Genomic DNA, 12,468 nt, shown 5'->3' with positions numbered 1-12,468 from the left:
TGTTTAACAAGTACATGCTTATTGCTGACACCTTAAATCGACCAGAGGTTAAGCAAAATTAACGCTAAAATGCTAACTATTCGTTGTAGACTCAAAGGCATTATTTACATCAATATTTCATACGGATGAATGCCGATGACCCATAAGACCTTCTCTCGTTTGGCTATTATTGTTGCTGGCGGTTTTTTTAGTTTTATTTTATGGGTTATTTACCTCGCCAATACGGGCGGCCACAGTGTGTTTTTCGACGTAATAAAACTCATCCCTTACGGCGATAAAGTCGGCCACATGCTGTTATTCGGTTTATTAACCTATGTAGTTAATTTAGCCTTACTCAGTCGTCATTTTTGCATCGGACGTCTTCCGGTTTATTACGGCGCTGTGTTAGTGTCGATATTCGTCTTGAGTGAAGAAATCAGTCAGGGTTTTATCCCGTCAAGAACATTAGACATCATCGACTTAGTTGCCGATGCTGTTGGTATTATCTTATTTAGTTATTTAAGTGGCTTAACTCAGCGTTATATAGACAATCATCGTGGTAGTCCTAGCGTGAGTTAGCATCAATATTTGCCATCAATTGAAAGAGAGGTTTAATGTGAATTTTCCTTTAGTGACCACAGATTGGCTAGCGCAACACTTAGAAGACCCAGAACTTGTGTTACTCGATGCCAGTATGGAAGTGGTATTGGGTAAAGAGCCGCTGGTATACGATGAGCTTTATGTTATTCCTGGGGCATTATCATGCCACATCGACAGAGACTTTTTTGACCATCACTCTTCACAAACGCATGCTATGCCTAACGAAAAGCAATTTATTCATGCTGCGCAAGCATTAGGCATAAACCATAACAGCACTGTCGTTATTTACGATGACCAAGGTATTTATTCTGCACCGCGTGCATGGTGGACCTTTAAAGCTATGGGGTTTGATAAGGTATTTGTACTCGATGGCGGTTTACCTCAATGGCGAGGAGAAGGGCGAGACACTGTGCGTCAGTTTGCCAGCGCTATCAATTTAGGTGATATCAAAGGGCGTCAGCAGCAACACAAGGTTTGCGATACCGAGTTTATATTGACCCATCTTGGTCATGCTAATGTTGATATTATTGATGCAAGAGCAGCAGGGCGGTTTAACGGCACGTCACCAGAACCTCGTGTTGGTATGCGCAGTGGTCATATTCCAGGTTCACTCAACTTGCCTTTCGCGCAGGTATTAAACGGGTTCAAAATGAAACCTATTCGTGAGTTACATACCATTTTCGCTAACTTAGACGCCAGCCATAACGCTCAACGGGTATTTAGTTGTGGCTCGGGAATTACCGCATGTATTTTGATTCTGGCTTCGTATGCAGCAGGGCACCATCAAGCGGCTTTATATGATGGTTCTTGGGCGGTATGGGGCGGCGATGCTGCGCTTCCTATTGAATAATAGGGTTAATTTTTTATGGCCTGTGGCCACTTACGCTTAAGATCGCAAGGTTCCACCCTGCACGGGCTATTAGATTATGGCCTACGGCCACTAACGTCGTGGCGCTTCACCCACACCAGACCAAGAGGAAACCAACGGCTGTTCCCTCTTGGATCTCCCAACCGCCACATCAAAATTATCTGAAAAGCGATAATTTCGCGACGTGGTCTGATCCAGCTTTTAACTTTATTTTTAGTCAGCCTCGGCCTTATTCGAAAATGCTAACGCTTCAGATGGGGCGTCCCTTCCCCTCTAAAGCTAGCTCGCCATCCATGGCTAGCTCACGTCATTTTCTTCAACGGCCTCAAGTTCAGAGTTGAATTTGGGCATGACTAATTCGTTTCGGACACAAAAGTGGCTTAAAACTTATCTTTTTATAAAAGTTTATGCGGACCCAATTAAATTCCCAGCTTTTAACTTCGTCTGAGTGTTCTTCGGCCAACTCTTTATGATAAAGAATGAAAATGCTAACGCTTCACATAGGGAGTCTGATGTGAATGGATTCACAAATGTCGTGATGGCATGGTCAATGATGTTCCCGGCATCATTATGACTTTTCCAATATCCATATAGGTCAGATGTGCGAGAAAGGCCATGTCAGGCTCACGCATTCTTTTATAACACGCATTCTTTTATAAAGAGTCCTCAACGTCCTCAATCAAGCTGAAACCGGATGGTTAAAGTAACAAAATAATCTTAAAGCTATATAGTCCAATGACCTGCAATGAGAAGTCTCTGGCGATTATGTTCAGTTAGAGTCTGATTAATCAATATCATCGAGGAATTGAAATTATTTACTTGTGAATAATGAGCTTGTTATGCTAATTTTTGCGAACTCAACATCATGATGGAATATGAATGCGTTATCTACTGCTAGCCATGCTGCTAACCTTAATTGGTTGCGCAAGTAAACAACCCTCTTTTAGTCTTGTTATCGACCCCTTATTGCCCTCTGTCATTAATTATAGCGGTGAAATTGATCCAGATAATGTTGCCGCTTTTGAACAAGGCATAGCAAATAGTCCAACTCAAATAACCTCATTGGTTATTAACAGTGGTGGGGGAGATGTACTTGCTGGCATACGATTAGGTGAGTTGGTATATCAGCACAAATTAAAGGTTACAGTTGATAAAGTCTGTGCATCATCGTGTGCTAATTATGTTGTAACCGCCAGTGATGAAGTGACTATAAAACAAGATGCCCTGTTAGGTTGGCATGGTGGGGTGTTACAACCACTCTTATACGGTTCGGAAGACTTCCATAAGTACAACAAAAGTATGGTTGAATATATTATGGCGTGGGCAGAGGCCGAGCGCGTCTTTTTTGACATGGTTAAGGTTAATCAAGCTGTCACGGTATTGGGGATGATGCCAGGCTTAAAAGGTAAACGAAACACGCCATTATTTAGTTATGATCAACAGACGTTAAAGGCGTTAGGTTTACATATTACTTTTGAAGACAAGCAAGCAACAGTTTCTAAAACCGGCGAAGAAATTGTACAAATATTTATCTTAAGCCCTGAAGTATTGGACACTTTACTGCTGCAGCATACACAAAGGTTACAGCAATTGTAATTAAGTTAGCTTGTCTTTTAAGCGATGGCCTGCCGCCACTAACGCTTAAGATCGCAAGATTCCAGCCTGCACAGGCCAAAAGGGGGTCAACAGCAACCCCCTCTTTATTCTTTATTAAAGAATTGGCCCCTGCCGTTCCGGCAACATTTTCGTTATTTAACCAAACAACAGCAGCGAAAAAATTGCGACGGAAATTGATCCAGTTTCTGGCCGCATATTTAACCGTCTTCGGCCTTATTCGAAAATGCTAACGCTTCAGATGGGGCGTCCCTTCCCCTCGAAAGCTAACCCGCCATTATTGTGGCTTAATGAAACTGTACACCGATATGAGGTAAACTTGCCTCAAATTCAAAGTTGATGCTGACCATTTCGTAGTCAAGATCACTAACTCGTTTTTGCCCCGTTCCTTGTTAGAGAACATCCAATTCAAACTTTGCTCGAACATAGTTATCGCTAATTTATGAAAGCACCATTTTGATATAAATTTATCTACGATTAACATCATAAAATCTTTGCGACAGCATACTGTGCTTTTACACAGTTATAATTCATTTGTGTTAAAACAACAGTGTTGTTTCTCGTTATGTAATTGCGAAAATTCTCGGTTTCACCTAAAAGACAATGCTATCCAATTGAATTAGCTTATTTTTGTTAATATATCTGCTCTACATAACGAGTTTGTATTATTCTCGATTATCTAAATTCTCGCTTTTGCCTAGACTAACAGGTGATTGATTTGGGTTATTTAAGCTGATAAGTTACTAAAATTATTAATAATTAAAGCAGTATGGATGTTGAGTTTTGGTGAGCTTCTCAGGATGTTTATCGGAATTCTCGCTAATACGTTATGTAACTAAGGAAAGTGATGCAACCTGAGAGTCAATCTTCAGAATTACGCCAATTGATTAAGGATGCTCGGTGGGCTATTTGGCTTTTCGTTATTGTTAATTTTTTCGTGTTAGTTTTCTTCCTTCTTGACGGTATATTCAACGAATTCGTATTTGTCTTATTGTTCATTCAATCAGCTCTTTTAATCTTTTGGCTATTACCTGTGTTTTGCTATCAAGTATTTATTAAAAAGTTACGTGTTCAATTAGCTATGTATAAAGCATTGGCTTCGTACAAAGAAGTAATAGGTCACGTTTCGTGGTAGCGTTACATAACAAGCTAATAAACAAGGAGGTCAATCAAATGCGTAAGCTCATATTCCTTTTATTAATCATTTCTCAAAGTTCTTATGCTGTTGATACTGAGCAAGCAAAGCAGGCTGCCAAAAGTATATTTGAAAAATCATCTTCCGCTTATACTAAGGAGTCTCTAACCAAAGTGTTTACTTCCGGTGGTTACACAGAGGAAGAATCAAGTGAATATGCTACCAAATTATTAAAACTTTTTAATTCAGATGAATTTATCGATAAGATCCAAGGAATTTACATTAAGCATTTTACCGCAGACGAACTCGTGCAAATTTCAGAAATATTAGATCATCCCGCTTACGCCAAGTTCTTAAGACTGAGGCCCTTAATACAGCAAGAGATGTCCGCTGAAATTAATAAAATAACTACCAGTATCAAGTAAGTACTGCTAATGAGGCGTTACCCATAGAAATTTTAACCTGAAGCTCACGAATTAGAATTAATGTTCTAACTCGGAAATGTCCAAAAACGAGTTGTTCTTAGCTTTCAAATGCCCAAATTCAACTCTGAACTTGAGGCCATTGAAGAAAATGACGTGAGCCCAGACATGGATGTCTGGCTAGCTTTGGAGGGGAAGGGACGCCCCATCTGAAGCGTTAGCATTTTCGAATAAGGCCGAGGCATGCTACAAATGAAGTCCAAAGCTGGATCAATCCCCATGGCGACCTTTTCGCAGCTATTGTTTTGTAAATAGCGAAAATGTTGCGGGGCGGCTGGGAGTTCCAAGAGGGAACAGCCGTTGGTTTCCTCTTGGTCTGGTGTGGGTGAAGCGCCACGACGTTGGTGGCCGCAGGCCATAAAGTACAAAAGTACAAAAGTACAAAAGTACAAAGCAAAAATAACACCTGGATTCCGGCTTAAAAGCATTGCCGGAATGACGCCATATTTGGCCTGTGCAGGGTGGAACCTTGCGATCTTAAGCGTTAGTGGCCGTAGGCCATAAAAAGAACAAAGGTTGACTCTTTTGCCAACCCACAGCTAATCCAGCAACCCACAGCAAATCCAGCAACCTATAGTAAATCCTTCATCCTATGATAAAACATTCCAGCTGCAAGCAATGGCGAACGCAACATTGGTCCGCCTGGGAAGGTCATGTGCTTTATGTCATTAAACACATCAATACGTTGTGATTGCTGGCTAATGGCTTCAGCAATTAATCTTGCTGCCATATGCGTAGCATTTACCCCGTGTCCGGCATAGGCTTGAGCAAAGTAGATGTTGGCTGCATCTGGTAAACGGCCTATTTGTGGCATACGGTTGGCACCGATACCCATCATGCCGCCCCATTCATAATCAATTTTGATGCCTTTTAATTGTGGGAACACTTTTTCAAGATTAGGTCTTAATTCGGCTTCAATATCTTTTGGGTCTTTACCTGAATAAGTGCATAAACCACCAAACAATAAACGGCGGTCTGCTGATAAGTGGAAGTAGTCTAACGCCACGCGCATATCGGCAAATGCCATGTTTTGCGGGATGATACTGGCACATTGTTGCTCAGTTAATGGCTCTGTAGCTAATAAATAAGTACCAGTAGGTAGCACTTTCCCGCCAAGGAAAGGGCTTAATTTATTGCCGATATAACCATTACCGGCCATGACTAGATAGTCACAAGTCACTTCGCCTTCTGCAGTAATGACTTTGGGTTTAGGGCCTTTAATAATTTTTTCTGCGGCGCTGTATTCAAATAATTGTGCACCAAGTTCGCGGGCTACACGCGCTTCGCCTAGGGCTAAATTAAGTGGGTGCAAATGTCCGCTGCCCATATCGACCAAGGCGCCTTGGTAAAAGTCTGAACCGATAACTTCTCCGATTTGCGAACGATCAAGCAGCTTGATTGATTTTTGATAACCTTGGTCTTTGAGATCTTGGTATTCTGCAGCTAAATCATCCATGTGCCTTGGTTTTACGGCTAAATCACAATAACCCATGTGTAAGTCGCAATCGATTTTGTGCTCTGCAATGCGTTCGATGACAATATCAACCGCTTCAAAACCCATCTGTTGAATGGACTTTACACCTTCATCACCAATCTCATTGCGAAACTGGTTCGCGTCATGGCCGATCCCGCGGATAAGTTCACCACCATTTCGCCCAGATGCACCCCAGCCGATACGCTTGGCTTCGAGTAATGCGACACTGTAACCGCGTTGCCTGAGTTCAATGGCGGTATTAATTCCGCTAAATCCACCGCCGACAATACACACATCGACAGTGATGTTTCCGGTTAGCTTGGGATATTGATAAAGCTCTTTAGCGGTAGCCACATAAAAAGAATCTGGATAATGTTGACTATGGATCGGTGATTTATGTGGCATAATCGCTCCAAGTTATTGATTGTAATTATAATAATAACTTTTAAATGAATAAATAGATGCAATGCAAATCATCTAGAGTGTGCATTTTATTTAACACTTATTTAGTCTAAAATACAATTGCTTTGATTTAAGTGAGTTATCGTGCTTAATTGGTGCATATTTTTTGGTAAAGTGTCAGAAATCTGCAACACTTTAACTAATAAGCTATTGGTCAACATTTAGTAGGAGAACGAATTTGGATATTGGTGTAAACCTAAAAGCTGTTCGCAAATTGAAAGGATTATCTCAACGCGAGTTAGCCAAGCGTGCTGGGGTTACCAACAGTACAATTTCAATGATTGAGAAAAACAGTGTTAGTCCATCTGTGAGTTCACTTAAAAAAGTATTAGCCGGGATCCCTATGTCACTAGTGGATTTTTTCTCTATTGATGACGGCTCTATTGGTGACCAAAAAGTGGTTTATCGAGAAAATGAGCTACTCGATATAGGTACCGGTGAGCTAGTCTATAAACTGATTGGCCGTGACTATCCAAACCGTGCGATGTCCTTAATGAGTGAAACATATCCTGTCAATGCCGATACTGGCGCTGAAATGCTGCAACATAAAGGTGAAGAAGGCGGAGTTATTATAGAAGGTAAGCTTGAGCTTACTGTCGGTGAAGAAGTGTTTATTCTCGAAAAAGGCGATAGCTACTATTTTAATAGTGAACAACCTCATCGATTTCGTAATCCATTTGATGAACCTTGCAAGCTCACTAGCGCGACAACGCCAGCTGATTTTTAATCGTTTCTCATCCCATTTCGTTTTGTTAATATCCAATGAATTTGTTCAGGGAATAAGGCAAGGTAATCAATCAACCTTGCTGTTCCCACCTCGAAAAAAGCTTACCATTTGTTCTGCTTTAGCTGTTGTCGTAAGTCTTCCTAGCACGAGATTATGGTCTTGTGTAAAGAATATTAAGCAACAAATTCCCTTTTTTTGTGCATTGCCCTCCCCATTTTGGCGCATTATTTGATGAAATATCCTCAAGGTTACTCGGAAAGTGTTTTTAGGTAACATGGTTGATTTAAAGTTATATGTTTGTTTTTAAAGTGTTTTAATTTATTTGTATTAAAAGTTGTTTTTATCATCAGTTATCCACTTGCCTAGCTAAAAAAATCCGTGTAGTGTGTGAAAAAATGAACACGTAAAACAATAAGTTCATCACATTCTTTGCTAAAGGTGAGATATGTCTCTGTCAGGTCTTCCCCTCATCGGGGTAGTAGCGTGCAATCAGCAAATTGGGCTTCATCCATTTAACATTGTGGGCGAAAAATATTTATTGAGTGTGGTTAATGGTGCTAAAGGATTTCCCTTAGTTATCCCATCTCTTGGTGTTGATGTGCCAATTGAAGCCATTCTTGCACGTCTCGACGGTATTCTTTTTACCGGTTCACCATCAAATGTTGAACCTCATCATTACCAAGGTCCTGCTAGTGATGATGGAACCCACCATGACCCTAAGCGTGACGCAATAACCTTACCGCTGATAAAAGCCGCGATTAATGCAGGGATCCCTGTATTAGGTATTTGCCGTGGTTTTCAAGAAATGAACGTAGTGTATGGCGGTAGTTTGTATCAGAAACTACATGAGGTCGGCACTTTTATTGAGCACCGTGAAGATAAGAAAGCCCCATTAGATGTGCAATATGGTATTTCGCATCCAGTTAATCTGGTTGCTGGTGGGCTTCTTCACGATGCATGGGGCTGTGACACTGCAGAGGTTAACTCTGTTCATACTCAAGGCGTTGAACGTCTTGGTGAAGGGTTACAGCCAGAAGCATTCGCTCCAGACGGATTAGTCGAAGCATTTTCAGTTAAAAATGCTAAAAATTTTGCATTAGGAGTCCAATGGCATCCAGAATGGAAAGTAACCGAAAATGCATTCTATACTGCAATTTTCGAAGCATTCGGACAAGCCTGTAGACATTATGCGGCAACACAAGTGAGATAAAAATGGATAAGTTAATCGCTTTTTTGAAAGACAAAAAAATTACCGAAGTTGAATGTGTTATCAGTGACATGACTGGGATTGCTCGTGGCAAGATAGCCCCAGTAGATAAGTTTGTATCAGAAAAAGGCATGCGTTTACCTGAGAGTGTGTTGTTACAAACAGTGACTGGTGATTTCATCGATGATGAGATTTACTATCAACTTCTTGATGATGCCGATATCGATTTTGTTTGTGTGCCAGACGAAAACGCTGTTTTCATGCTGCCATGGACTGTTGAAGCTACCGCTCAGGTTATTCACGATTGTTATGATCGTATGGGCAACCCGATTGAACTGTCACCGCGTAATGTATTGAAGAAAGTACTAAAGCTTTATGAAGATAAAGGCTGGGAACCGGTTATTGCCCCAGAAATGGAATTTTATCTCACCAAACGCTCTGACGACCATGATTTACCGCTTAAGCCACCTATCGGTCGCTCTGGTCGCCCAGAAGCTGGACGTCAGTCTTTCTCTATCGACGCCGCTAACGAATATGATCCTTTGTTCGAAGACATGTATGACTGGTGTGAAGTTCAAGGCCTTGATATTGATACCTTGATCCATGAAGACGGTCCGGCACAAATGGAGATTAACTTCAGCCATGGCAATGCATTGTCATTAGCCGATCAGGTGTTCATTTTTAAGCGCACATTGAAAGAAGCCGCGTTAAAGCATGATGTATGTGCGACATTTATGGCTAAGCCTGTTACTGATGAGCCTGGCAGTGCGATGCACATTCACCAGAGCGTGCTTGATATTAAAACCGGTAAAAACATTTTCACTACAGAAGATGGCACTCAAAGTAAATTATTCCTTAGCTATATTGCAGGCTTACAGCAGTACATTCCTGAATTGTTACCGCTAATGGCGCCGAGTGCTAACTCGTTCCGTCGCTTCTTACCGGGTACATCTGCACCAGTAAACCTTGAGTGGGGTGTTGAAAATCGTACTTGTGGTCTGCGTATTCCTGAATCATCACCACAAAATCGTCGTATTGAAAACCGCATTCCAGGTGCCGATGCTAACTGTTACCTTGCTATTGCGGCCAGTTTGTTATGTGGTTATATCGGTATGGTTGACGACTTAAAACCTTCTACTCCTGTAACGGGCAAGTCGAACGATAGCCGTACTAACAATGAAAACTGCTTACCTTTGACCTTAGAAGAAGCCTTAGTTGCGATGCAAAGCAGTGATGCTTGTATTGAGTATTTAGGCCAATCATTTACCACTGGTTTTGTGGCAGTAAAACAAGCTGAACTTGAAAACTTTAGACGCGTTGTTAGTTCGTGGGAACGTGAGTTCTTATTATTAACAGTGTAATGATGCTTGGGCGCGTTGGCCCACATTATTAATGTGTGTGTAAAACAGCAGGTAGCAAATACCAATGGATTTGCTACCTGCTTGAAAGGATACCAGTATGACAAACCCATCATCGACAGATGCTATGAACCAACAGCAAAAGCTTGAGCGTCTGCAAACTGCAGACAAACAGCATTTTATTCACCCATTTACCGATTCAAAAGGATTAGCTGAAAAGGGTACTCGGGTCATAGAAAGGGCTGATGGGGTGTATCTGTGGGATGTAATGGGTCATAAACTGCTAGATGGTATGGCGGGTTTATGGTGTGTCAATGTGGGCTATGGACGGCAGTCCATTGTGGATGCTGTCAGCAAGCAAATGCAAAAACTGCCTTTTTATAATAGTTTTTTCCAATGTTCTCATCCCCCTGCTATTGAGTTAGCGCAAAAAATTGCCTCTCTTGCCCCTGCGCACATGAACAATGTGTTTTTCACAGGATCTGGCTCAGAGTCAAACGACACCAACTTACGCATGGTGAGACGTTACTGGGATTTAAAAGGCAAACCAAGCAAGAAAACCATTATCAGTCGAGATAATGCTTACCATGGTTCTACTGTCGCGGGTGCCAGTTTAGGTGGTATGTCGGGCATGCATGAACAAGGTGATTTACCTATTCCTGGCGTGGTGCATATTGCACAACCTTATTGGTATGCCGAAGGTAAGGATTTATCCCCAGAAGAATTTGGTTTGCAAACTGCACAAGCACTTGAAGCTAAAATTCTTGAGTTAGGCGAAGACAATGTCGCTGCTTTTATTGCAGAACCTTTTCAAGGTGCCGGTGGTGTGATTATTCCGCCATCAACTTATTGGCCTGAAATAAAACGCATTTTAGCCAAATACGATATTTTATTTATTCTAGATGAAGTGATCAGTGGCTTTGGTCGCACCGGAAGGTGGTTTGCAGCTGAGTATTTTGATTTGCAGCCAGATCTCATCACTATCGCCAAAGGCATGACCTCGGGTTATGTGCCAATGGGCGGGGTGATTGTGTCAGACAAAGTAGCTGATGTTATTAAGCAAGACTGCGGTGAATTTACCCACGGTTTTACTTATTCCGGTCATCCGGTTGCAGCCGCCGCCGCATTAGAAAATATTCGTATTATTGAGCAAGAAAAGTTAGTTGAACGTGTGGCTAACGATTCTTCTCCGTATTTACAGTCGCGCTTACAACAATTGGCCGATCATCCATTAGTGGGTGAGGTGCGAGGTGTTGGTTTGGTTGCGGCCATAGAGTTAGTGAAAGATAAATCGTTACGACAACGGTTTGATGCCAACGTTGGCGTTGGAACATATTGCCGCGATGCGTGTATCACCCATGGTTTGGTGATGCGATCCGTTGGCGACACCATGATTATTTCACCGCCATTAACCATTAGTCATAGTGAGATTGACGAGCTAGTTGCGAAAGCGACGCAAGCGTTAAATGATACTTATCAACACGTAAAAACCATGATATGACGTCCCGTTACTGAATGATTATTGCAATAGAGTGATTTTTTAACCAATTGCATTTACACGATCTAGTCATCGAAAATGTTTTTGATAAAATTCGCGCTAAAGGAAACAAGTAATGTCGCGTTAACCATACCGATGCATAGTTAAGTTGTAGCATTGGATAATTTCTTTCAGTAGAAAGAAGATTTTACACGCTGGTAAGACCTAGCGAAAAAAACGAATGTCAGTACCATTCTGACCATTATCCAACAGGGAGAAAGTATGAAGCTATTAAACAAACTATCCACATTGGCCTTAATTACAGCAGGTGTGTTTTCAAGCACTGCTATTCAGGCCCAGGAAGTGGTTAAAATGTACAACTGGTCGGATTATATTGCCGAAGACACCTTAGCCAATTTTGAAAAAGAAACCGGTATTCATGTCATTTATGATGTGTTTGACAGTAATGAAGTACTTGAAGCGAAATTACTTTCTGGCCATAGCGGTTATGACATTGTTGTTCCGTCTAATCACTTTTTAGCTAAGCAAATTAAAGCGGGTGCTTTTCAAAAGTTAGATCGCGCTAAGTTGACTAATTATGCCAACTTAAAGCCTGATTTAATGAAACAACTGCAAAAAGCTGATCCGGCCAATGAACACGCAATTCCTTACTTATGGGGCACTAACGGCATCGGATATAACATCGATAAAGTTAAAGCTGTATTGGGTGAAGATGCGCCATTTGATTCTTTAGAGCTTATCTTTAATCCTAAGTACGCATCAAAAATCGCATCTTGTGGTTTCTCGATGTTAGATTCTGCCGATGATATGTTACCTCAAGCATTGATTTACTTAGGGTTAGATCCTAATAGTAAAAATGCCGCTGATTATGAAAAAGCAGCTGAAGTATTGGAAAAAGTTCGTCCTTACATTACTTACTTCCATTCATCGCGCTACATTTCAGATTTAGCTAACGGTGACATATGTGTCGCATTTGGTTTCTCTGGTGATGTATTCCAGGCAGCTGCACGTGCTGATGAAGCAGGTAATGGTAATAAGATTGGCTATTCTATTCCAAAAGAAGG

At 41.4% G+C, this 12,468-nt stretch carries 10 protein-coding genes; 9 read left to right on the top strand and 1 reads right to left on the bottom strand.

The features are described 5' to 3' along the window. The first annotated feature begins 135 nt into the window (after positions 1 to 135). The 4 genes from H5202_RS00360 (at position 136) to H5202_RS00345 (ending at position 4,621) form a co-directional block, all read left to right on the top strand. On the top strand, positions 136 to 558 hold the full coding sequence (locus H5202_RS00360) for a VanZ family protein (protein WP_182769991.1): 423 nt from the start codon (positions 136 to 138) through the stop codon (positions 556 to 558). A gap of 37 nt (positions 559 to 595) precedes the next feature. Further along, positions 596 to 1,429: a rhodanese-like domain-containing protein gene (locus H5202_RS00355; protein WP_182769990.1), complete on the top strand. Its 834-nt coding sequence runs from the start codon at positions 596 to 598 to the stop codon at positions 1,427 to 1,429. An 897-nt stretch (positions 1,430 to 2,326) separates the two neighbouring features. Next, positions 2,327 to 3,043 carry a hypothetical protein gene (locus H5202_RS00350; RefSeq protein WP_182769989.1) on the top strand — a complete coding sequence of 239 codons (717 nt, stop codon included), beginning with the start codon at positions 2,327 to 2,329 and terminating at the stop codon, positions 3,041 to 3,043. A 1,191-nt stretch (positions 3,044 to 4,234) separates the two neighbouring features. Next, positions 4,235 to 4,621, top strand: coding sequence for a DUF2059 domain-containing protein (locus H5202_RS00345; RefSeq protein WP_182769988.1), 387 nt, complete (start codon positions 4,235 to 4,237; stop codon positions 4,619 to 4,621). A 628-nt stretch (positions 4,622 to 5,249) separates the two neighbouring features. Here H5202_RS00345 and H5202_RS00340 read toward each other — a convergent pair. Further along, on the bottom strand, positions 5,250 to 6,557 hold the full coding sequence (locus H5202_RS00340) for an NAD(P)/FAD-dependent oxidoreductase (protein WP_182769987.1): 1,308 nt from the start codon (positions 6,555 to 6,557) through the stop codon (positions 5,250 to 5,252). A gap of 235 nt (positions 6,558 to 6,792) precedes the next feature. Between H5202_RS00340 and H5202_RS00335 the strand changes: the two genes are divergently transcribed. The 5 genes from H5202_RS00335 to H5202_RS00315 form a co-directional block, all read left to right on the top strand. Further along, entirely contained in the window at positions 6,793 to 7,341 is a 549-nt protein-coding gene (locus tag H5202_RS00335) for a cupin domain-containing protein (RefSeq protein WP_182769986.1), read from the top strand. A 445-nt stretch (positions 7,342 to 7,786) separates the two neighbouring features. Beyond that, positions 7,787 to 8,551 carry a gamma-glutamyl-gamma-aminobutyrate hydrolase family protein gene (locus H5202_RS00330; protein ID WP_182769985.1) on the top strand — a complete coding sequence of 255 codons (765 nt, stop codon included), beginning with the start codon at positions 7,787 to 7,789 and terminating at the stop codon, positions 8,549 to 8,551. A 2-nt stretch (positions 8,552 to 8,553) separates the two neighbouring features. Continuing rightward, positions 8,554 to 9,909, top strand: coding sequence for a glutamine synthetase family protein (locus H5202_RS00325; protein WP_182769984.1), 1,356 nt, complete (start codon positions 8,554 to 8,556; stop codon positions 9,907 to 9,909). Between the two features lie 97 nt (positions 9,910 to 10,006). Further along, a complete protein-coding gene (locus H5202_RS00320; RefSeq protein ID WP_272490466.1) occupies positions 10,007 to 11,407 on the top strand; it encodes an aspartate aminotransferase family protein in 1,401 nt (466 codons plus the stop codon). Between the two features lie 258 nt (positions 11,408 to 11,665). Then, a partial coding sequence (locus H5202_RS00315; RefSeq protein WP_182769983.1) for an extracellular solute-binding protein occupies positions 11,666 to 12,468 on the top strand: 803 nt, incomplete at its 3' end.

The sequence above is a fragment of the Shewanella sp. SG41-4 genome, from assembly GCF_014164505.1.
Classification (GTDB): domain Bacteria; phylum Pseudomonadota; class Gammaproteobacteria; order Enterobacterales; family Shewanellaceae; genus Shewanella.
This window is presented reverse-complemented; position numbering and strand designations above follow the sequence as displayed.